The sequence below is a fragment of the Stenotrophomonas sp. 1L-E-5-B-C3 genome, from assembly GCF_057292075.1.
In genome coordinates, this window is record NZ_JBXAWS010000006.1 from 197,933 (window position 1) to 219,184 (window position 21,252).

The window sequence follows — 21,252 nt, forward strand, 5'->3', positions numbered from 1 at the left end:
TCCCGCCGGCCCCGCCCGTGCCCCGCGTTCGCCAGCCTGCAGCCGCGCAGGTCGCGCGCAATGATCACCGTCGGCCTTTCCACGCTCGGCTTCTGCAGCCTGGGCATGCTGGCGGCGATGTTCTCGGCGCTGGCGTTCTATGCCGCCTCGCCACACTGCCGCTGGCCGCGCCTGCGCCGTGCCGGCCGCCTCGGGCGGCAGATCGGCCTGGTCGCCGCCGCTGCCGCGCTGTGGCTGTGGATGGCCGAGCTCGGTTTTGCCGCCGGCCTGGTGGCGATGCTGTGCACCTGGATGCTGGCGGCGATGCTGCTGCCGGCACTGGCCGCCTGGCATCGCCCCGGCACGGAGTCGCCGTGATGTGGCCGCGCGCCTTCGCCGGCATCGTGGCCGGCTTCCTCCTGGCCGCCGCCGCGACCGGACTGGTGACCTGGTTGCCGCCCGGGCCATGGCAGAACGCGCTGGTGCCCAGCCTGATCACCTTCATCCCGCTGTGGATGCTGGCCGCCCTGTGGGCGTTCAGTTTCCGCAGCGCGCTGCGCGCCTGGCTGGTGCTGGCGGGCAGTGGCGCCGCCGGCTTCGCCGTGCTCGCGCTGCTGCGCCTCACCGGCGCGGTGCAATGAGACCCGCCGCATGAAGTTCAGTTCGCAGACCCTGCGCACATTCACCACCCTGCACACCTGGGTCGGCCTGGTCGCCGGCTTCGGCCTGTTCGTAGCCTTCTATGCCGGTGCACTGACCCTGTTCCACCACGACCTGCCGCTATGGCAGACCCCGGGTGCAGCCAGCGCATTGCCGGCCGGCCTGGACGACGCGCAGTACCTGCTGGAAGACGTGCTTGCCGCGCATCCGGAAGCGCGCCGCCACGTCGGCATGACCTTCCCTGGCACCGAACACCCGCAGCCACTGGCCTACTGGCAGGCCGATGACGGCAGCTGGCGCTACGCCTGGCCAGGGCAGATCGCCGGCAGCCCGACGCCGCCGCAGACCGGGCTGGCCGAACTGGTCAACGAACTGCATTACAGCCTCGGCCTGCCGGTGGCCGGCATCTACGTGATGGGCATCGTCAGCCTCCTGTATGGCATGGCCCTGCTCAGCGGCCTGGTGATCCACCTGCCGAAGCTGTTCGGTGACCTGTTCGCACTGCGCCCCGGCCGCAACCTGAAGCAGCTGTGGCAGGACGCGCACAACGTGATCGGCGTGCTCAGCCTGCCCTTCCATCTGATGTTCGCGGTGACCGGTGCCCTGCTCTGCCTGGTGTTCGTGCAGATGGCCCTGCTCAACCCGTTGATCTACGACGGCAAGGCCCTGCAGGCGGTGCCGACGGCGATGGACACCGCGCCGGTGCGCGACGCCACCGGCATCCCGGCGCCGCCGGGCAGCCTGCGCGTGCTGCATGCACGCGCGCTTGAAGTCGCCCGTGCACAAGGCGTGGCCAACTTCGAGCCGGCCTACCTGAAGCTGGCCAACGCCGGCGATGCCAATGCCACCATCGAGATCACCGGCGAATCCACCGGCACGCTCGGCCCACTTGGCGCGGTGGCGCTGGACGTGACCACCGGCAACGTTCTGGCCTCGCAGCTGCCGGGCCAGCGCGACGCAAACCACGCCACGCTCAGCGCCGCCTACGCGCTGCACTTCGGCGAATTCGGCAACGGCGTGGTGGTCTGGCTGTACTTCCTGCTCGGCCTCGGCGGTGCCTTCCTGTTCTACTCCGGCAACCTGTTGTGGATCGAGTCGCGGCGCAAGCGCCGCCAGCCGCAGCAGCCGCGTGCCGGGGTGAACATGGCGCGGGCCACGGTCGGCGTCTGCATCGGCCTCTGCGTAGCGATCTCGGTCGCCTTCGTCACCGCTTTGGTGCTGGAGCGGTGGGCACCGTCCGCGGTCGACCAGGGCATCCGCTGGGCCTGCTTCGGCAGCTGGGTGTTGTGCGCGTTGTGGGCGGCGCTGCGACGCCCGGCACAGGCCGCACGCGAGCTGCTGTGGGCCGCAGCGATCAGTACCGCGCTGGTGCCGGTCGTGCACGGCGCGCTCAATGGTGACTGGCTGTGGCGCGCGGCCGCACGCGGCCACTGGCCGCTGTTCTGGGTCGATGCGATCGCGCTGGCCATGGCCTTCGGCTTCGCCCGCCTGGCGGTGGCCAGCCAGCGCCGTGCCCGCCACGGCGATCCGAACAGCGTCTGGGCCGATTGAGCCAACGCCGGGCACGGCCCGGCGCTACCGAAGCGGTCAATCGCCGATGCGGGCCTTCTGCCACGGGCCGAGCATGGCGTTGAGCAGGCTGGCCTGCTCGTCGTCGCCGGTCAGCTCCCACATGAACACCCCGGCCAGGCCCTGCTCACGGGCGAACTGCGCACGCAGCCCGATCGAACGCGGGTCTTCGTAGCTGATGAAGACCTTCTGCTCCGCGTTGTACAGCCAGGGGCTCTGCGCCTGCGGCTGCCAGTGCTTCGTCCAGCCGGGCTGGTCGAGATAGCGCGCCTTGATCACCCGCCAGTCACCGGCATCGGCCGGGGCGCTGTAGGCCTGGTACAACCCGTCGGCAGCCTCGCCGGTGACCTTGAAGCCGCGTCCGTAGAACGGCACGCCCAGCACCAGCTTGTCGGCCGGTACGCCGTGCTCACGGTAGTACTGCACCGCGCCGGCCACGTTGTTCCAGCGCCGCAGTTCCGGCGCCAGCGGATCGGCTGGCACCTCATGCAGCGGCGCGTTGAAGGTCGACACCGCCGAGAAGCCGGTGCCCATGTCGTAGCTCATCAGGTTGATGAAATCGAACAGCCTGGCCAGCGCCGGCAGGTCGTAGCTCGCCGCGGGATCGTAGGGGCCGTCGGTCTGCAGGCGGCCGGCGGCCAGCGCAGCAGTCAGCAGCATCGGCTGGCCCGCCTTGCGGCCGCGCGCATCAAGGGCCACGCGGAAGGCCTGCGCAAGCCGGGTCAGGTTGGCGCGATCCTGCGGGCGGTGTGCCAGCTCCTTCGGCCCGCCACTGACCGGGAACTCCCAGTCGATGTCGACACCGTCGAAGCTTCCAGCATGGCGCTCGAAGAACAGCGCCATGCACGAGTCGACCAGGCGCTTGCGGCTGGCCTCGTTCAACGCTGCATCGGAGAATCCGCCGGCGCCCCAGCCACCGATCGAAATCAGCGTGCGCAGGTGCGGGTGCGCCTTTTTCAGCTCAGCCAGTGCAGCGAAATTCTTCGGCGCTTCCGCACCGATCGTGCAGCGCCCGTCCTCGATGGTGGAGAACGCATAGAACAGATGGGTCAGGCGCTCGGCCGGAATGCTCGACACCGGGTAGCGCTCGACCGAACCACCGGGGTAGTAGGCACCGAAGATCGGCGGCTGCGCCGGCGCGGCGTGCGCGGCGATGGGCAAGGCACCGGCAATCAGCACGGCAAGAACGGCCACGGTCTGGCGGAACATGGGAACTCCCGGGTCAAAGGCGCAGCCACGTTAGCAAACAGAAGCGGCAGCGGCATGGATGTCCGCGCATGTCGTCCCGTGGACAGGCACCGGCCGTTGCAAGCTGCCACGGGCCTGGCCAACCCATGTCGAAAGCACGTCGCTGCAGGACAACATGCGGCCTGCCTGGGCTATGGTGTCGCTGGATTTTTACCGGCGCACGGACATGACCGCAGACCACGACGCAGATGGCGAACTGCTTGACGACGAGACCCTGGAGAAACTGCAGGCACTGGAAGCGCGCGCCTATGCAGCGTTCGACGAGGGCGACCTGCCCGATGCAGCCGACCTGTTCGGCGAGCTGGTCGAACTGACCCCTGGCATCCCCCACCTGCACTACATGCGCGGGTTGGCTCACAAATACCTGCGCGACTGGCCGGCATCGCTGCGGGACAACCTGTGCTCGGAACGGCTGCGCGACGCGTTCGACCAGGCCACCGCGTGGAATGCCGGCATTGCCGCCACCGGCGCGGGTGACTGGGCGGAAGCACGCAGGCAGTGGGCCCGATGCGGCATCGCCTTGCCGGAAGGTGAAGGCCCGATCGAAGGCAATTTCGGCGTCGCCTGTGTGCGCCTGAATCCGTGGTCAAGTGGCGAAACCGTCTACATGCGCCGGCTGGACCCGGTGCGTGCACGGGTAGAGAACGTGCCGTTGCCCGAGAGCGGATTCCGCTTCGGCGACATCGTGCTGCACGACGGTGCCTCCACTGGGCAACGCCTCTACGGTGAGCGCCAGGTACCGGTGTTCAATGCCATGCAACGCCTGCAGCAATCGGACATGGCCACCTATGCGGTATTCGTGCAATGCGATGCGGCCGAGGACATCACCGCGCTGCGGGCGCTGAGCCTGCCCGGCATCGGCCTGGTCGAGGACTGGACCCATTCGGTGCGCCACCTCTGCCTGCGCTGCAGCTATGGCACGCCGCACCAGCATGATGATGGCGACGCAGATGACGACGAAGGCTGGGTACGCGATCGCAACCTCGGTATTGCCGCACAAGGCCGGGCTGCGGTGGAGAAGTTGATGGCGGTGTGGACGGCGGCCGGCGCTGGCCGGGTGCTGGAGGCCATCGAACAGCGCGAGCACCCGATGAGCGACCCGAAGCCAGGCCAGGTCTGGTGGCTGGGGGAAGAGGAAGAAAGCGCGTAAGTGCAAGGACCAACGGTCCTCACCCACAGGATTCCAGGCAAAGAAAAAGCGGGCCGAAGCCCGCTTTTTCATCTGCGAAAGCGTGAGGACCAACGGTCCTCACCCACCGCACAATCGGCAATGCCGATTATTCGGCGCTGGCGCCTTCGCCTTCTTCAACGGCCTTCATCGACAGGCGGATACGGCCCTGCTTGTCGACTTCCAGCACCTTGACCTTGACCACATCGCCTTCCTTCAGCACGTCGCCGACCTTCTCGACGCGGTCGCTGGAGATCTGCGACACGTGCACCAGGCCATCCTTGCCCGGCAGGATGGTGACGAACGCACCGAAGTCCATGATCTTGGCGACCTTGCCTTCGTAGATGCGGCCCGGCTCGACGTCCGAGGTGATCTGCTCGATGCGGGCCTTGGCGGCCTGCGCAGCGATGGCATTGACCGAAGCGATGACGATGGTGCCGTCATCCTGGATGTCGATCTGGGTGCCGGTTTCCTTGGTGATGGCCTGGATGGTCGAACCACCCTTGCCGATCACTTCGCGGATCTTGTCCGGGTGGATCTTGATGGTCAGCAGACGCGGCGCGTAGTCCGACAGCTCTTCGCGCGGAGCGGTCAGGCCGTGGGCCATTTCGCCCAGGATGTGCAGACGGCCAGCCTTGGCCTGCTGCAGAGCCTGCTTCATGATCTCTTCGGTGATGCCTTCGATCTTGATGTCCATCTGCAGGGCGGAGATGCCCTCAGCGGTACCGGCCACCTTGAAGTCCATGTCGCCCAGGTGATCTTCGTCACCCAGGATGTCGGACAGGACGACGAAGCGATCGCCTTCCTTGACCAGGCCCATGGCGATACCGGCAACCGGTGCCTTCACCGGCACGCCGGCGTCCATCAGGGCCAGCGACGAACCGCAGACCGAGGCCATCGACGAGGAACCGTTCGACTCGGTGATTTCCGAGACAACGCGGATGGTGTACGGGAACGACTCCAGCGACGGCATCACTGCCAGCACGCCGCGCTTGGCCAGACGGCCGTGACCGATCTCGCGACGCTTCGGGCCCATCATGCGGCCGGTCTCACCCACCGAGTAGGGGGGGAAGTTGTAGTGGAACAGGAAGTTTTCCTTGTACTCACCGGAGACGGCATCGATGACCTGGCCATCACGGGCGGTGCCCAGGGTGATGGTCACGATGGCCTGGGTCTCGCCACGGGTGAACAGCGAGGAACCGTGGGTACGCGGCAGCACGCTGGTCTTCACCGCGATCGGGCGGACGGTGTCCAGCGCACGGCCGTCGATGCGGACCTTGGTGTCCAGCACCGAGTTGCGCATGGTGCTGTATTCCAGCTCGCCGAATTCCTTCGACAGTTCGGCCGGGTTCCAACCTTCGGCGGCAACGCGGCCGGCCAGCGACTCGACCACGTCCTTCTTGATCGCCGAGATGGCGTCACGGCGCTGCAGCTTGTCACGCACCTGGAAGGCTTCGCCCAGGCGCGGGCCGACCGCTTCCTGCACGGCGCTGATCAGCGCGGTGTTCTTGGCCGGGGCTTCCCAGGTCGACGGCTTGGTGCCGGCTTCGACGGTCAGCTCGTTGATGGCGTTGATGACCTTCTGCATTTCGCGGTGACCGAAGGTCACGGCGCCCAGCATCACGTCTTCGGACAGCAGCGCGGCTTCGGATTCCACCATCAGCACGGCGTTGGCGGTACCGGCAACGACCAGCTCCAGCTGCGATTCCTTCAGCTCGGACACGGTCGGGTTGAGGATGTACTCACCGTCCTTGTAACCGACCTTGGCGGCAGCGATCGGGCCCTTGAACGGGGTACCGGCCAGCGACAGCGCGGCCGAAGCACCGATCAGCGCCGGGATGTCACCGTCGATCTCCGGGTTCAGCGACATCACCGTGGCGATGATCTGGACTTCGTTCTTGTAGTCTTCCGGGAACAGCGGACGGATCGGACGATCGATCAGGCGCGAGATCAGGGTTTCCTTCTCGGTCGCGCGGCCTTCGCGCTTGAAGAAGCCACCCGGGATGCGGCCACCGGCGTAGAACTTCTCCTGATAGTCGCAGGTCAGCGGGAAGAAGTCCTGGCCCTCACGCGCGCTCTTGGCGGCAACGGCGGAGACCAGCAGCACGGTGTCGTCGAACTTGACGATGACGGCGCCACCGGCCTGGCGGGCGATTTCGCCAGTCTCAAGCGTGACGGTGTGCTTGCCGTACTGGAAGGTTTTGGTGATTTTTGCCACGGATGGATGTCCTTGGGGATGCTGTCTGCGAATTGGACCGTCGGCGACCCTTGCCGCCAGCGGGTGACCGGATCGTTCCGGCCTGAATCGGGGATTGCGGTGCTACAAAACAAAACCGCGGCGCATCGCTGCGCCGCGGGGGATTCGTTGCTTAGCGACGCAGGCCAAGCTTCTCGATCAGGGCCTTGTAACGCTCGACGTCCTTCTTCTTCAGGTAGTCGAGCAGGCTGCGACGGCGGTTGACCATCTGCAGCAGGCCGCGGCGGCTGTGGTGGTCCTTCTTGTGGGTCTTGAAGTGGCCGGTCAGCAGTTCGATGCGGGCGGTCAGCAGTGCAACCTGGACTTCCGGGGAGCCGGTGTCAGCCGAGCTGCGCTTGTTGTCTTCAATGACCTTCTGGGTGTCGATCGACATTTCTTTTTTCTCAGTGATGCGTGGCCGGCAGGAACGCGCTTCGCGCACCGCCAGGCTCGCCGTGGACTACGAGGATGAAACCTGCGCAAGGCAGGCTGCCGGAAAACGGCCGCGAAATTGTAACGGCCAGGGGCCTCCGGGACAAGGTCCGGGGCTGAACCGGCCTGCCCGGGTCAGAGGTTGAAACGACGCTGCGGCGCCAGCAGCCCGCTGTCATCGACCTGGCCCAGCCCCTGGACAACCGCGTCCGGACCAAACACGGCAACCAGCCCGCGTGGCCAGGAGGGATCGCGCTGGCGCTGGCCGACACAGAAGCGGTGGACCTGGTCGGCATCCAGCTCAACCCGCGGGTATTCAGCCAGGCCGGCCGCCAGAGGCAGCAGCAGCGCGTCCATGCGGGCCTCGTCGCCCGCCTCGACCATCGCCCGCAGCTGGTCCAGGGTGACCATGGCCGGCTGGTGGAAGGGCTCGACCCAGAGCCGGCGCAGTGCACTGATATGGGCACCGCAGCCCAGGCTTTCACCGAGGTCACGGGCCAGGCTGCGGATGTAGGTGCCCGAACCGCAGGTCACGCGCAGGCGCAACTGCTCCGGCTGCTGCTCCAGCACCTCGATGGCATGGACCTGGACCTCGCGCTCGGGCGCCTCGATGTCATCCCCGCGGCGGGCCTTCACATACAGCGGTTCACCGCCCTGCTTCAGCGCCGAATAGATCGGGGCGCGCTGGCGGATGCTGCCGGTCAGCGGCGCCAGCGCGGCCTGCAGCGCCTCGGCACTGATCTGCGGCACCGGGCGCTGCAGCAGCACCTGGCCCTCGGCATCGTCGGTGTCGGTGGTCTGGCCGAGCACGATCCCGGCGTCATAGGCCTTGGCCGAGCCCAGCAGCAGGCCGGCGATCTTGGTCGCCTCGCCGAAGCACAGCGGCAGCAGGCCGGTGGCCAACGGATCGAGGCTGCCGGTGTGGCCGCCCTTCTCGGCACGGAACAGGCGGCGGGCCACCTGCAGTGCGGCGTTGGAGCTCATGCCGGCGGACTTGTCGAGCAGCAGGATGCCATCCAGGCGGCGGAACTGAATTCGGGTCATGACAGGTACGGGTAGCGCCGGGCCATGCCCGGCGAGCGCGCAGCGCGGTCTGCATCAGACATCACGTTGCCGGAATGCAACAACGCCGGGCATGCCCGGCGTCGCGCGGTTATTCGTCGTCGCCTTCGCGACGCTTCTCCGCGGCCAGCGTATCGGGTAGGTCGCGCAGGATGTTGTCGATATGCTCACCGCGATCGACCGAGTCGTCGTAGTGGAAATGCAGCTCCGGCACGTGGCGCAGCTTCATCGCCCGGGCCAGGTCCATGCGCAGGCGATAGCCCAGCTCCTTCAGGCCGGCGACGGCTTCGGCCGAACGCTCGGGCATCAGTGCGGTGACGAACACCTTGGCATGGGCCATGTCGCGGGTGATTTCCACGTCGGACACGCTCACCGAGGGCAACCCATGCTCGCGCACGGCGTTGTGCACCAGGGTGCCGAGTTCACGACGCAGCTGGGCGGAGACACGGTCGGTTCGGTGGAAAGTCTTGGGCACGAGGGACTCTTGGTTCAGTTGTCGCCCGACCAACGGTCGGGCGCTACTCTTGATTCAATGGTCGCCCGACCAACGGTCGGGCGCTACTACATGGTACCCGACCGTTGGTCGGGTTCTACATCATGGTAGGGCCCGACCGTTGGTCGGGCCACTGCACAGCATTACAGGGTGCGCGGCACTTCAATACGCTCGAAGCACTCGATCTGGTCACCCGGCTTGACGTCGTTGTAGGCCTTCACCGCGATACCGCATTCGGTACCGTTGCGGACTTCCTCGACGTTTTCCTTGAAGCGGCGCAGCGATTCCAGCTCGCCTTCGAAGATCACCACGCTGTCGCGCAGGACGCGGATCGGCTTGTTGCGCTTGACCACGCCCTCGATGACCATGCTGCCGGCCACGGCGCCCAGCTTGGAGCTGCGGAACACGTCGCGGACCTCGGCGATACCGATGATCTCTTCGCGGATCTCGACGCCCAGCAGACCGGAGGCCACCTGCTTCACCTGATCGATCACGTCATAGATGATCGAGAAGTAACGCAGGTCCACGCCGTTGGATTCGATGATGCGGCGGGCCGAAGCATCCGCACGCACATTGAAGCCGATGACGGTGGCCTTCGAAGCGGCCGCCGAATTGGCGTCCGACTCGGTGATGCCGCCCACGCCGGAGTGGATCACGTTGATCCGGATGTCTTCGTTGGACAGCGCGACCAGTGCCTGGCTCAGTGCCTGCACCGAACCCTGCACGTCGGCCTTGATGACCAGGTTGAGGACCTGCTGGCCCTCGCCCTTGCCCAGGGTCGCCATGATGTCTTCCATGCGGCTGCCAGCGGTGGCGACCAGGCGCGATTCACGGCGCTTGGTTTCACGCTGCTGGGCAACGTCCTTGGCCAGGCGCTCGTCGTCGACGACGACGAAGTCGTCACCGGCTTCCGGCACGCCGGACAGGCCCAGGACCTGTACCGGGATGGACGGCCCGGCGAACTCCGGCTGCTTGCCGGTTTCGTCGAACAGGGCACGCACGCGGCCGTACTGGATGCCGCACACCAGGTAGTCGCCCTTCTTCAGGCGGCCCTGCTGCACCAGCACCGTCGCGACCGGGCCGCGGCCCTTGTCCAGCGAGGATTCGATGACCACACCATTGGCGCGGCCTTCGTCGACGGCCTTCAGTTCCAGCAGTTCGGCCTGCACCGACACCGCGTCCAGCAGGTCGTCGATGCCCAGGCCGGTCTTGGCCGAGATCTCCACCATCTGGATGTCACCACCGAAGTCTTCGGCCACGACCTGCTCGGAGAGCAGTTCGTTCTTGACCCGCATCGGGTCGGCACCGGACTTGTCGATCTTGTTGATGGCCACGATCAGCGGCACACCCGCCGAACGGGCGTGCTGGATCGCTTCCTTGGTCTGCGGCATGACGCCGTCGTCGGCTGCAACCACCAGCACCACGATGTCGGTCAGCTTGGCACCGCGGGCACGCATCGAGGTGAACGCGGCGTGGCCCGGGGTATCCAGGAAGCTGATGACGCCCTTCGGCGTATCGACGTGGTAGGCACCGATGTGCTGGGTGATGCCGCCGGCTTCGCCGGTGGCGACCTTGGTACGGCGGATGTAATCCAGCAGCGAGGTCTTGCCGTGGTCGACGTGGCCCATGATGGTGACCACCGGCGGACGCTGCACGGCTTCGCCCTGGTTCTCGCCAGCGGAGGCGAGCAGTGCGTCTTCGGCATCGTTGTCGTTGGCACGGATGGCCTTGTGCCCCAGCTCTTCGGTGACCAGCGCGGCGGTGTCATGGTCGATGGACTGGGTGATGGTGGCCATCACGCCCATCTTGAACAGCGCCTTCACCACCTCGCCACCCTTCAGCGCGAGCTTCTGCGCCAGGTCGGCCACGGTGATGGTCTCGCCGATCGCCACTTCACGCACCACCGGCGCGGTCGGACGTTCGAAGGCGTGCGGACCAGCGTTGTTGCCACCACGCGACGTGTCGCGACGGCCACCGCTCTGGTTGCGGCCACCCGGACGACCACGGTTGTTGCTGTTGTTGCTGTTGCCACGACGCGCACGGTCGGCAGCCGACAGATGCATCTGGCCGGCGAAACGGTCGCCCGGGCCACGCTCGTTGCGCGGCGCGCTGCGGTTGTTGCGGTCGTCGCTGCGCGGCGGCGGCGGCGGAGCACCACGCGGCGCAGCCGGGGCGGCAGCCGGGGCGCGCGGCGGGCGCGGCGCGGTTTCGTCGATCGGAGCGCGTACCTTGGGCTTGCTGGCAGCCAGCGCCTCGGCAGCCTTGGCAGCAGCCGCAGCCTCCTCGGCAGCCTTCTTCTCGGCTTCAGCACGCTCCTTGGCGGCAACCTCTTCCTCACGGGCACGGACGATGGCCTCGTCGCGCAGACGATCCTTCTCGGCCAGGGCCTGCTGTTCGGCAAGGTTGCGGGCACGCGACTCTTCCAGCTTGCGCAGGATGTCGGCGCGCTCTTCGTCCGGAGTCATGGCGCGAGCACCATCCTTGACGTAGGTACGCTTCTGGCGCACCTCGACATTCACGGTCGTCTTGCTACGACCGGAATTGACCGTCACTTCCTGCTGCTTCCGGCGGTTGAGCGTGATCTTCTTTGCAGACTGATCGGTCTCTTCCGGGGCCTGCTCGGGCTTGCCGTGCGAACGACGAAGGAAGCCCAGGAGCTTTACCTTCTCGGAGCTGGTCACGACCTGGTCGGGACCGCTGAACTTCATGCCGGCACCGGCCAGCTGTTCCAGCAGTTTTTCGACCGGCGTGTTGACCAGTTCGGCAAGCTTGCGGATGGTGGTTTGCTGCGACATTCGGATCCTATGATCTTGTGGGCGCCCCCCCGCATGTGGAGGTGGCGCGGATTCTACGCCCTGAGCGGCTCAGGGCCCTGTTCATTGCCGGCTCATTCGCCGCGTTCCAGTCGGGCGATCTCCTCGGCACGGGCGGCCAGGATCAGCGCAGCGGCGCGCGCCTGATCCAGTCCTTCGATGCCGAAGTCCATGACCTCGTCGGCGGCCAGGTCGGACAACTCCTCGCTGGTGCGCACGCCGTGGCCGGCCAGCGCATACGCGGTGGCTTCGTCCATGCCCTTCAGGGACAGCAGGTCCTGCGCCGGCTGGCCGTCTTCAAGGCCTTCCTCGACTGCCAGGGCCTCATTGAGCAGCGCATCGCGGGCACGAGCGCGCAGCTCTTCGACGATGTCTTCGTCGAAACCTTCCACGGCCAGCAGTTCGCCGACCGGTACATATGCGATTTCCTCGACGGTGCCGAAGCCTTCACTGACCAGGATGCCGGCGATTTCCTCGTCCACTTCCAGCTTGTCCATGAACAGCTGGCGGGCCGAAGCCTGCTCGGCCTCCGACTTTGCGGTGACCTGGTCCTGGGTCATCACGTTGAGCTGCCAGCCGGTCAGGCGGCTGGCCAGGCGCACGTTCTGGCCGCCCTTGCCGATCGCCTGGGCCAGGCGGTCTTCGGCAACGGCCAGGTCCATCGAATGCTTGTCTTCATCGACGATGATCGACTGCACTTCGGCCGGCGCCATCGCATTAATGACGAAGTTGGCCGGGTTATCGTTCCACAGCACGATGTCCACGCGCTCGCCATTGAGCTCGTTGGACACGGCCTGCACGCGCGAACCGCGCATGCCGATGCAGGCGCCGATCGGATCGGTGCGCTGGTCGTGGGCGAGCACGGCGATCTTGGCGCGGTCACCCGGATCACGGGCACAGGCCTTGATTTCCACCAGGCCCTGGCCGACTTCCGGCACTTCCAGCTTGAACAGCTCGATCATGAATTCCGGGGCGGCGCGGCTGATGAACAGCTGCGGGCCACGCGGCTCCGAGCGCACTTCGGCCAGGTAGCCGCGCACGCGGTCACCGGCGCGCAGCACGTCGCGCGGAATGCCCTTGTCCTTCGGAATGAAGCCTTCGGCGTTGCCGCCAAGGTCGACATAGATGTTGCCGCGCTCGGCGCGCTTGACCACACCGGTGATCAGCTCGCCAACGCGGTCCTTCCATGCGTCCACGACCTGCTGGCGCTCGGCTTCGCGCACGCGCTGCACGATTACCTGCTTGGCAGCCTGGGCGGCGATGCGGCCGAAATCCGGGTTTTCGATCTGCTCTTCGATGTAGTCGCCGACATCTACGCCTTCGGCTTCGTCGACGGCATCCATCAGGCGGATCTGGCGATCCGGCGATTCCATGACCACGTCATCGGCCACCACTTCCCAGCGGCGGAAGGTCTCATAGCTGCCATCCTTGTGGTCAATGACCACGCGTGTCAGCACTTCCTCGTCGGGATAGCGCTTCTTCGCTGCCGAGGCCAGGGCGGCCTCGATGGCATCGAAGATCACTTCACGCGGCACGCCCTTCTCGTTGGCGACTGCGTCGACTACCAGCAACAGTTCCTTGCTCATTGGCTCACTCCGCGCGCGGCTTCTTTGCCGCCGGCTCGTTGGAAGAAGAATTCGTTTTCGGCTTCGGACGCTTCGGTGCCGGACCGGTCGGCTTGCTCGGGGCGAGCCCCAGCGCGACCCAGTCGGGCATGATCCGTGCCTTGTCGATGTTGTCCGCCGACACGACCACTTCGGCCTTGTCGACGATGAAGGTGATGGCGCCTGCGGCTTCGTCGATCGCCTCGATGCGGCCCTGCAGGCGACGACGGTTGTCCTGCGGCAGCTTCAGCGTGACCTTGGCCGACTCGCCGAGGTGACGGCCGAACTGCTCCAGGTTGAACAGCGGACGATCGACACCCGGCGAAGACACTTCCAGCGTGTAGTTGCCGCTGATCGGGTCTTCGACGTCCATCTGTGCCGACACTTCGCGGCTGACCCGCTCGCAGTCGTCGACATTGATGATGCGCTCCGGCTGCTCAGCCAGCGGCACGTCGATGTAAAGGCGCAGGGTCGCACCGCCGGGGGCCGGCAGATACTCAACGCCCAGCAGCTCCAGGCCCAGCGACACAACGGTCGGGGCGAGCAGATTCGCGATGTCGGTTGCCTTGTCGCTCACAGCCTGCCTTGATCTCTTGGTTGGGTGCCGGCCTTGGCCGGCGTGGAAACATGACGCCCCGGAAACGACAAAGGGCCCGCTGGGCCCCTTTTCCGGAAAGACTCCGGTGACTGGATTCCGGTTGCAACCTGCATTGCCTGCCGGTTGCGGCCCTCCTTCCGGGTGTGGACTCCCGCTGGGAGGCCGCCTTCAGGGGTACTGCTAGGCCGCTGATGATAGCGACTGCACCGCGCTGGTGCAAGGCTTGGACCCGCCTGAAACCGGCCGCTTCGCTCGCCGGGCATGGCCCGGCGCTACCGGCACGCCGCGCGGTGGTAGCGCCGGGCCATGCCCGGCGGATCGAGCGGAAGCGCAAAAGAAAAACGCCTTCGAAGCAGGACTTCGAAGGCGCATTCTTTACTTGGTAGCGGGGGCAGGATTTGAACCTGCGACCTTCGGGTTATGAGCCCGACGAGCTGCCAGACTGCTCCACCCCGCATCAGAAGCGGAATTATGAGGCATAGCTTCAAAACATGCAAGCTTTTCCTCATTCATCAAACCGGTTGGCGCCGATATGAAGTTGGTAGCGGGGGCAGGATTTGAACCTGCGACCTTCGGGTTATGAGCCCGACGAGCTGCCAGACTGCTCCACCCCGCACCGGAAGTGTTTGAACTGCTGCCCTACTCTTTCGAGGAGGGCTACCGCAACGATGTTCTGGCTGAACCGCTGCAGTGACAACTCAGGCTGCGCATATTACACGAATCGCGCAGCTTTGTGTCAACTTTTATGCAATATGCGCAAATGCCTGCTGGCACCAGACCATGATCGGGTTCCAGGCCAGGCCCAGCGCCAGCAGCGCCAGTGCATTCACGCCCAGCACCAGGCCCAGCACGCGGTCGTTGCTGCGCGGCATGGCCTCGCCCACCGGCTCATCGAAGTACATGACCTTGATGACGCGCAGGTAGTAGAAGCAGCCGACCACGGCACACAGCACGCCCAGGATGGCCAGCCACAGCAGGCCACCATTGATGGCTGCGCCCAGCACCGCCAGCTTGGTCCAGAAGCCCAGGAACGGCGGAATGCCAGCCAGCGACGCCATGACGCACAGCACCAGGCCGGCCATCCACGGGTTGCGGGCATTCAGACCCTTGAAGTCTTCGATGTTCTCGGCTTCGAAGCCGGCACGCGACAACGCGATGATCGCGCCGAAGGCCGCGGTCGACATGATCGCGTACGCCAGTGCATAGAACAGCGCGGCGGCATAGCCCTGCGAACCGCCACCGGCGATGCCCATCAGCAGGAAGCCGATGTGCGAGACCGTGGAGAACGCCAGCATGCGCTTGAGGTTGCTCTGCGCAATGGCCATCAGGTTGCCGATCACCAGCGAGACCGCGGCCAGGCCGGCAATCAGCAGCTGCAGCTCGGTCGACAGCGGGCCCACGCCCATCTCCAGCAGCCGGTAGGCCATGCCGAACGCGGCCAGCTTCGGTGCCGAGCTGATGAACAGCGCGATCGGTGCCGGGGCACCCTGGTAGACGTCGGGCAGCCACATGTGGAACGGCGCGGCACCCAGCTTGAAGGCGACGCCGGCAATCATGAACACCGCACCGGTGATCAGCAGCACGCGCTCTTCCGAGTGCGGGATGGCCTCGCGGATGACGTCCAGGTGCAGGCTGCCGGTGGCGCCGTAGATCAGCGACATACCGTACAGCAGCAGGCCCGAGGCCAGCGAACCCAGCACGATGTACTTCATCGCCGCTTCCGAGGCCAGGCCGTTCTCACGGTTGCTGGCAACCAGCGCGTACGAGCACAGCGCCAGCAGTTCCAGGCCCAGGTAGACCATCAGCAGGCTGCCGGCCGAGACCAGGATCATCATGCCGGCGGTGCCGAACAGGATCAGCACCGGGATCTCGCCCTGGAACAGGTTGCGGTCACGCAGGTAGCGCCAGCCATAGACCAGGGTCAGGCCGCTGAGCAGCACGATCCCGGTCTTCATCACGTCCGCGGCGGTATCGCGCACGAACATGCCATGGAAGACCTCCCCCTGCCCGCCCACGCCGGTGGCCAGCATGAACAGCACCACGGCCAGCGCAGCGAGCGAGAACAGGTGGGTGACGAGCTTGTTCCGGTTGCTGACGAACAGGTCGAGGATCATCAGGGCGAAGGCGCTGCCGATCAGCACCAGCTCGGGGGCGAGCGGTGGCAGGTCAGCGGCGGTCAATGGCAGCAGCGGCGAGGTGGTCATCATCAAATCCTGGAATTACAGCAGCTTGCTGGATGCGATCTGCATCGCCAGCTTCGCGATCGAGGGCTCCATCAGGTCGGTCAGCGGCTTGGGGTAGATGCCCAGGGCCAGCACGCCGATGGCGAACACGCCCAGCACCAGCCATTCGCGGCCGTTGATGTCCTTCAGTTCGGCGACATGGCTGTTGGCCACTTCGCCGAAGAAGATGCGCTTGTACAGCCACAGGGTGTAGGCGGCGCCAATGATCAGGGTGGTGGCCGCGCCCAGCGCGATCCACGGATTACGCTGGAAGGCCGCGAGGATGACCATGAACTCGCCGACGAAACCGCTGGTGCCCGGCAGGCCTGCGTTGGCCATGAAGAACAGCATGGCGAAGGTGGCAAACCAGGGCATCACGTTGACCACGCCGCCGTAATCGGCGATGCGGCGGCTGTGCATGCGGTCGTACAGCACGCCGACGCTGGAGAACATCGCGCCGGACACGAAGCCGTGCGAGATCATCTGCACCATCGCGCCCTGTAGGCCCAGACGGGCCGCATCGGCGTTGCCGGCTTCGCGCACCAGCCACAGGGCGATGAAGGTACCCAGGGTGACAAAGCCCATGTGCGCGATCGACGAATAGGCGATCAGCTTCTTCATGTCGTCCTGCACCAGCGCGACCAGGCCGACGTAGATCACCGCGATCAGCGACAGCGCGATCACCAGCCAGGCCCATTCCTGCGACGCGTCCGGGACGATCGGCAGGTTGAAGCGCAGGAAGCCGTAGCCACCGATCTTCAGGGCGATGGCAGCCAGGATCACCGAACCGGCGGTCGGCGCTTCCACGTGGGCGTCAGGCAGCCAGGTGTGGACCGGGAACATCGGCACCTTGACCGCGAAGGCGATCAGGAAGGCGAAGAAGATCCAGGTCTGTTCCTTGGCCGACAGCGGCAGCGCGTACAGGTCGGCCAGCTGGAAGCTGCCGCCCTTCATGTACAGGTAGATCAGCGCCACCAGCATCAGCACCGAGCCAAGGAAGGTGTACAGGAAGAACTTCAGCGCGGCGTAGATGCGGCGCGGGCCGCCCCAGACACCGATGATCAGGAACATCGGGATCAGCATCGCTTCGAAGAACACGTAGAACAGCATCGCGTCCGTTGCGGCGAAGATACCGACGGTGACACCTTCCAGAATCAGGAAGGCGGCCACGTACTGGTTGACGCGCTTGTCGATCGCGCTCCAGGCACCGATCAGGGCAAGCACGCTGACCAGTGTGGTCAGCAGGATCAGCGCCACGGCAATGCCGTCCACGCCCAGGTTGTAGCCGATCTTGTACGCCGGGATCCAGGCATGGGTCTCGACGAACTGCATGCCGTCGACACCCGCGTTGTAGCCGCTCAGCAGCGAGAGGCTCGCCACGAAGGTCAGCACGGCGACGCCCAGGGACGCCCAGCGGGCGGTCTGCGCATCACGGATCGCAAGGATCAGGGCACCACCGATGATCGGCAGCCAGATGAGGACACTGAGTAGAGGCCAGTTCGACACGTCTTCTTATTCCGTACAGGTCATCAACGCAGGTAATGCATCAGCACGCCCAGAAGGGCAATAAGGCCGATGATCATCGCGAAGGCGTAGTGATAGAGGAAACCGGATTGGGTACGACGCAGCACGCCGGCTGCAACGTCCACAACACGTGCCGAAAGATTGACCACGCCGTCGACGATGTTGCTGTCGATCCAGCGCGAGACCTTGCCCAGCTTGACACCGCCACCGGCAAAGCCATCGATCCACAGCTTGTCGAAGCCGTACTTGTTTTCCAGCACCGACACCAGCGGAGCAAAGGTCTTGCGCGCCTTGCCCGACAGGTCCGGCTTCCACAGGTAGAACAACGCGGCCAGCAGGAAGCCTGCCAGTGTCAGCCAGAACGGCGGCAGCATCATGCCGTGCAGGGCGAACGCGACCGGGCCATGGAACTCCTCACCGAGGAAGGCAACGGTGTTCTTGGCCGGATCGTAGAAGTCCACGACACCGGTGAAGAACGTCTGCGCCTGGCCCTTGATCGCTTCATGCGCATGGTGGCCGGCCCAGTCGGTGCCGTGCAGCATCGGACCGATGCTGAAGAAACCGATGGCGATCGAGGGGATGGCCAGCAGGATCAGCGGCAGGGTCACCACCCACGGGGTTTCGTGCGGCTCATGCGGACCGTGGCCATGGCCGTGGTCGTCATGGGCATCGCCGTGGTGAGCATCAGCATGGTGGGTGTCGGCGGCGTGGTGATCGTCATGGCCATGGCCGTGATCATCGTGCGCGTCGCGGAAGCGTTCCTTGCCATGGAAGGTCAGGAACAGCAGGCGGAAGCTGTAGAAGCTGGTCACCAGCACGCCACCCAGCACTGCCCAGTAGCCATAGGTGGCCACCCAGCTGTTCTGCATGTGGGCGTGGATCTCGGCCGCCTCGATGATGGTGTCCTTCGAGTAGAAGCCGGAGAAGAAAGGCGTACCGACCAGCGCCAGGGTACCGATCCACATGGTAACGAAGGTGATCGGCATGTACTTGCGCAGGCCGCCCATCTTGCGCATGTCCTGCTCGTGGTGCATCGCGATGATGACCGAACCGGCACCCAGGAACAGCAGCGCCTTGAAGAAGGCATGGGTCATCAGGTGGAACACGGCGGCCGAGTAGGCCGACACACCCAGTGCGACGGTCATGTAGCCCAGCTGGGACAGCGTGGAGTACGCGACGACACGCTTGATGTCGTTCTGCACGATGCCGATCAGGCCGGTGAAGAAGGCCGTGGTGGCACCGATGAACAGGATGAAGTTCAACGCGGTCTGCGACAGCTCGAACAGCGGCGACATGCGGGTGACCATGAAGATACCGGCGGTCACCATCGTCGCGGCGTGGATCAGTGCCGAGATCGGGGTCGGGCCTTCCATCGAGTCCGGCAGCCACACGTGCAGCGGAACCTGGGCCGACTTGCCCATCGCACCGATGAACAGGCAGATGCAGATGACGGTGGCGATCGACCAGATCACCGGCTCGTTCAGCAGCTGCATGCCGAACATGGTGCCGTCCCAGATCTGCAACTGGGCGCGCGGGTCGGCCAGCATGCCGGCCTGCGAGAACACCTGCGAGTAATCCAGGGTGCCGAACACCCACAGCACGCCGGCGATACCGAGCAGGAAGCCGAAGTCACCGACGCGGTTGACCAGGAACGCCTTCATGTTGGCGAAGATCGCGGTCGGGCGCTTGAACCAGAAGCCGATCAGCAGGTACGACACCAGGCCCACCGCTTCCCAGCCGAAGAACAGCTGCAGGAAGTTGTTGCTCATCACCAGGGTGAGCATCGAGAAGGTGAACAGCGAGATGTAGCTGAAGAACCGCTGGTAGCCCGGATCGTCCTGCATGTAGCCAATCGTGTAGATGTGGACCAGCAGCGACACGAAGGTCACCACCACCATCATCATCGCGGTCAGCTTGTCGACCATGAAGCCGACATGGGCCGAGTACTGGCCGACTTCGAAGAACGTGTAGATGTTCTGGTTGAACGGCTGCGCACCGCCCCACAGCAGCTGGTAGAGCGTGTACATCGACAGGCCGCAGGCCACCGCGACGCCGAGGATGGTGATGGTCTGCGCGCCGAAGCGCTTGACCTGGCGACCGAACAGGCCGGCGATGATGCTGCCGAACAGCGGTGCAAGCACCACTGCGATCAACAGACTCTTGGAGAGAGTGATTTCCATCTGTGGATCAGCCCTTCAACGAATCGACTTCGCCGACATTGATCGTGCGTCGGGTACGGAACAGGGTCACCAGGATCGCCAGGCCGATGGCGGCTTCCGCGGCGGCGACGGTCAGGATGAAGAACACGAACAGCTGGCCGGACGGATCGCCCAACTGACGCGAGAACGCGACGAAATTGACGTTCACCGACAACAGCATCAGCTCGATCGACATCAACAGGACGATGACGTTCTTCCGGTTGAGGAAGATGCCGGCCAGGCTGATGGCGAACAGCACCGCGCCAAGCGCAAGCATGTGGCCAAGGGTAATCACGGCTGGGTCTCCTCGCCGGTGGCCGGCTTGCTGTTGCTGTGCACGACCGGCGCTTCGGCGCCCATCTTGACCATGCGCAGGCGCTGGTCGGCCTTGACCATGGTCTGCTCACCCGGGTTCTGGCTCTTCACGCCGGTACGGCGACGCAGGGTCAGCATCACGGCGGCAACCACGGCCACGGTCAGGATGACTGCAGCGAACTCGAACGGCAGCAGGTACTCGGTGAACAGCGTACGCGCCAGCCAGGTGACGTTGGAGCTGTCGGCGGCCAGCGCGGCGGCGTTGTCGGCCGGGAACGGGGTGACCGCCCTGCCCTTCACGCCGATCAGGATCAGCATCTGCACCAGCATCGCCACGGCCACGATGAGGCCGACCGGCAGGTAGCGCACCCAACCCTCACGCAGCTTGGTGGGATCGATGTCGAGCATCATCACCACGAACAGGAACAGCACCATTACAGCGCCGACATACACCAGCACCAGTGCCACGCCGAGGAACTCGGCACCGACCAGCAGCCACACGCAGGCGATGGAGAAGAAGGTCAGCACCAGACACAGAACGGCATGCACCGGATTGCGCACGCTGATCACCGCACCGGCCGAAACCGTTGCCGCGATGGCGAAGACCCAGAAAGCGATATTTACCCAATCCATCTCTCGACCTCAGCGGTAAGCGGCATCGGCGGCGCGACGCTCGGCGATCTCGGACTCGAGACGGTCGCCCAGGGCCAGCAGCTGCGGCTTGGTAACGATGTTTTCGCCACGATTCTCGAAGTGATACTCGAGGATGTGGGTTTCGACGATCGAGTCCACCGGGCAGCTTTCTTCGCAGAAGCCGCAGAAGATGCACTTGAACAGATCGATGTCATAGCGCGTGGTACGGCGGGTGCCGTCTTCGCGCTTGGCCGAGTCGATGGTGATGGCCAATGCAGGGCACACCGCTTCGCACAGCTTGCAGGCGATGCAGCGCTCTTCACCGTTGGGGTAACGGCGCAGGGCGTGCAGTCCACGGAAGCGCGGCGACTGCGGGAACTTCTCCATCGGGTACATCATCGTGTACTTGGGCTTGAAGCTGTACTTCAGCGTCAGCCAAAGGCCGCCCAGCAGTTCGAGCAGCAGCAGGCTCTTGAAGTAATGGGTAATCCTGTTCAT

Annotated in this window: 18 protein-coding genes and 2 tRNA genes; 4 read left to right on the forward strand and 16 right to left on the reverse strand. The window is 65.3% G+C overall.

Features of this window, described 5'->3' with window-relative positions:
- Positions 1–60 precede the first annotated feature (60 nt).
- The 3 genes from AC0Z6F_RS10330 to AC0Z6F_RS10340 are packed head-to-tail and all read left to right on the forward strand — an operon-like array spanning position 61 to position 2,190.
- Entirely contained in the window at positions 61–357 is a 297-nt protein-coding gene (locus AC0Z6F_RS10330) for a hypothetical protein (protein WP_005410439.1), read from the forward strand.
- The gene (locus AC0Z6F_RS10335; RefSeq protein ID WP_012511696.1) at positions 357–620 is read left to right on the forward strand and encodes a hypothetical protein; all 264 of its coding nucleotides are present in this window, start codon (positions 357–359) and stop codon (positions 618–620) included. Before AC0Z6F_RS10330 ends, AC0Z6F_RS10335 begins: the two co-directional genes overlap by 1 nt.
- Before the next feature lie 10 nt (positions 621–630).
- Positions 631–2,190, forward strand: coding sequence for a PepSY-associated TM helix domain-containing protein (locus AC0Z6F_RS10340; protein ID WP_485617147.1), 1,560 nt, complete (start codon positions 631–633; stop codon positions 2,188–2,190).
- Between the two features lie 36 nt (positions 2,191–2,226).
- Here AC0Z6F_RS10340 and AC0Z6F_RS10345 read toward each other — a convergent pair whose 3' ends face one another.
- On the reverse strand, positions 2,227–3,417 hold the full coding sequence (locus tag AC0Z6F_RS10345) for a glycoside hydrolase family 18 protein (protein ID WP_485617146.1): 1,191 nt from the start codon (positions 3,415–3,417) through the stop codon (positions 2,227–2,229).
- Positions 3,418–3,622: 205 nt separating this feature from the next.
- Here AC0Z6F_RS10345 and AC0Z6F_RS10350 point away from each other — a divergent pair, with 205 nt between their 5' ends.
- Positions 3,623–4,606, forward strand: a complete 984-nt coding sequence (locus AC0Z6F_RS10350; RefSeq protein ID WP_050767051.1) for a tetratricopeptide repeat protein — start codon at positions 3,623–3,625, stop codon at positions 4,604–4,606.
- 127 nt (positions 4,607–4,733) lie between these two features.
- Here the strand turns inward: AC0Z6F_RS10350 and pnp are convergent, their stop codons facing one another.
- From pnp to nuoI, 15 genes are all read right to left on the reverse strand, one after another.
- Positions 4,734–6,842 carry a polyribonucleotide nucleotidyltransferase gene (gene pnp, locus AC0Z6F_RS10355; RefSeq protein WP_012511700.1) on the reverse strand — a complete coding sequence of 703 codons (2,109 nt, stop codon included), beginning with the start codon at positions 6,840–6,842 and terminating at the stop codon, positions 4,734–4,736.
- A gap of 151 nt (positions 6,843–6,993) precedes the next feature.
- A complete protein-coding gene (gene rpsO, locus AC0Z6F_RS10360) occupies positions 6,994–7,254 on the reverse strand; it encodes a 30S ribosomal protein S15 (protein ID WP_005410445.1) in 261 nt (86 codons plus the stop codon).
- A gap of 173 nt (positions 7,255–7,427) precedes the next feature.
- Positions 7,428–8,336 (reverse strand): tRNA pseudouridine(55) synthase TruB, encoded by a 909-nt coding sequence (gene truB / locus AC0Z6F_RS10365; RefSeq protein ID WP_006381016.1) that lies wholly within the window; start codon positions 8,334–8,336, stop codon positions 7,428–7,430.
- Between the two features lie 109 nt (positions 8,337–8,445).
- Complete coding sequence (rbfA, locus tag AC0Z6F_RS10370; RefSeq protein WP_012511702.1) at positions 8,446–8,829, reverse strand: 30S ribosome-binding factor RbfA; 384 nt, start codon at positions 8,827–8,829, stop codon at positions 8,446–8,448.
- A gap of 161 nt (positions 8,830–8,990) precedes the next feature.
- On the reverse strand, positions 8,991–11,642 hold the full coding sequence (infB, locus tag AC0Z6F_RS10375) for a translation initiation factor IF-2 (RefSeq protein ID WP_485617145.1): 2,652 nt from the start codon (positions 11,640–11,642) through the stop codon (positions 8,991–8,993).
- Positions 11,643–11,734: 92 nt separating this feature from the next.
- Positions 11,735–13,246 (reverse strand): transcription termination factor NusA, encoded by a 1,512-nt coding sequence (gene nusA / locus AC0Z6F_RS10380; RefSeq protein ID WP_006381058.1) that lies wholly within the window; start codon positions 13,244–13,246, stop codon positions 11,735–11,737.
- A 4-nt stretch (positions 13,247–13,250) separates the two neighbouring features.
- Positions 13,251–13,841, reverse strand: a complete 591-nt coding sequence (rimP, locus tag AC0Z6F_RS10385) for a ribosome maturation factor RimP (protein ID WP_006381060.1) — start codon at positions 13,839–13,841, stop codon at positions 13,251–13,253.
- Between the two features lie 401 nt (positions 13,842–14,242).
- Positions 14,243–14,319, reverse strand: a tRNA-Met gene (locus tag AC0Z6F_RS10390).
- Positions 14,320–14,401: 82 nt separating this feature from the next.
- A tRNA-Met gene (locus AC0Z6F_RS10395) sits at positions 14,402–14,478 on the reverse strand.
- Positions 14,479–14,605: 127 nt separating this feature from the next.
- Positions 14,606–16,066, reverse strand: a complete 1,461-nt coding sequence (gene nuoN, locus AC0Z6F_RS10400; protein ID WP_485617144.1) for an NADH-quinone oxidoreductase subunit NuoN — start codon at positions 16,064–16,066, stop codon at positions 14,606–14,608.
- A gap of 15 nt (positions 16,067–16,081) precedes the next feature.
- On the reverse strand, positions 16,082–17,590 hold the full coding sequence (locus AC0Z6F_RS10405) for an NADH-quinone oxidoreductase subunit M (protein WP_006381122.1): 1,509 nt from the start codon (positions 17,588–17,590) through the stop codon (positions 16,082–16,084).
- Positions 17,591–17,613: 23 nt separating this feature from the next.
- Positions 17,614–19,788, reverse strand: coding sequence for an NADH-quinone oxidoreductase subunit L (nuoL, locus tag AC0Z6F_RS10410; RefSeq protein WP_012511705.1), 2,175 nt, complete (start codon positions 19,786–19,788; stop codon positions 17,614–17,616).
- A gap of 7 nt (positions 19,789–19,795) precedes the next feature.
- Entirely contained in the window at positions 19,796–20,101 is a 306-nt protein-coding gene (nuoK, locus tag AC0Z6F_RS10415) for an NADH-quinone oxidoreductase subunit NuoK (RefSeq protein WP_006381125.1), read from the reverse strand.
- Positions 20,098–20,754: an NADH-quinone oxidoreductase subunit J gene (locus AC0Z6F_RS10420; RefSeq protein WP_006381127.1), complete on the reverse strand. Its 657-nt coding sequence runs from the start codon at positions 20,752–20,754 to the stop codon at positions 20,098–20,100. The genes nuoK and AC0Z6F_RS10420 overlap by 4 nt, the downstream gene beginning before the upstream one ends.
- 9 nt (positions 20,755–20,763) lie before the next feature.
- Positions 20,764–21,252 (reverse strand): NADH-quinone oxidoreductase subunit NuoI, encoded by a 489-nt coding sequence (nuoI, locus tag AC0Z6F_RS10425; protein WP_006381128.1) that lies wholly within the window; start codon positions 21,250–21,252, stop codon positions 20,764–20,766.

Excerpts from the sequence above, each read along its gene's own strand:
- AC0Z6F_RS10340 (WP_485617147.1), top strand. The coding sequence starts at position 631 with ATGAAGTTCAGTTCGCAGACCCTGCGCACATTCACCACCCTGCACACC.
- nusA (WP_006381058.1), bottom strand. The coding sequence starts at position 13,246 with ATGAGCAAGGAACTGTTGCTGGTAGTCGACGCAGTCGCCAACGAGAAG.
- rpsO (WP_005410445.1), bottom strand. The coding sequence starts at position 7,254 with ATGTCGATCGACACCCAGAAGGTCATTGAAGACAACAAGCGCAGCTCG.
- infB (WP_485617145.1), bottom strand. The coding sequence starts at position 11,642 with ATGTCGCAGCAAACCACCATCCGCAAGCTTGCCGAACTGGTCAACACG.
- AC0Z6F_RS10335 (WP_012511696.1), top strand. The coding sequence starts at position 357 with ATGTGGCCGCGCGCCTTCGCCGGCATCGTGGCCGGCTTCCTCCTGGCC.
- AC0Z6F_RS10330 (WP_005410439.1), top strand. The coding sequence starts at position 61 with ATGATCACCGTCGGCCTTTCCACGCTCGGCTTCTGCAGCCTGGGCATG.
- nuoN (WP_485617144.1), bottom strand. The coding sequence starts at position 16,066 with ATGACCACCTCGCCGCTGCTGCCATTGACCGCCGCTGACCTGCCACCG.
- AC0Z6F_RS10420 (WP_006381127.1), bottom strand. The coding sequence starts at position 20,754 with ATGGATTGGGTAAATATCGCTTTCTGGGTCTTCGCCATCGCGGCAACG.
- AC0Z6F_RS10350 (WP_050767051.1), top strand. The coding sequence starts at position 3,623 with ATGACCGCAGACCACGACGCAGATGGCGAACTGCTTGACGACGAGACC.
- truB (WP_006381016.1), bottom strand. The coding sequence starts at position 8,336 with ATGACCCGAATTCAGTTCCGCCGCCTGGATGGCATCCTGCTGCTCGAC.
- nuoI (WP_006381128.1), bottom strand. The coding sequence starts at position 21,252 with ATGAACAGGATTACCCATTACTTCAAGAGCCTGCTGCTGCTCGAACTG.
- AC0Z6F_RS10345 (WP_485617146.1), bottom strand. The coding sequence starts at position 3,417 with ATGTTCCGCCAGACCGTGGCCGTTCTTGCCGTGCTGATTGCCGGTGCC.
- nuoL (WP_012511705.1), bottom strand. The coding sequence starts at position 19,788 with ATGGAAATCACTCTCTCCAAGAGTCTGTTGATCGCAGTGGTGCTTGCA.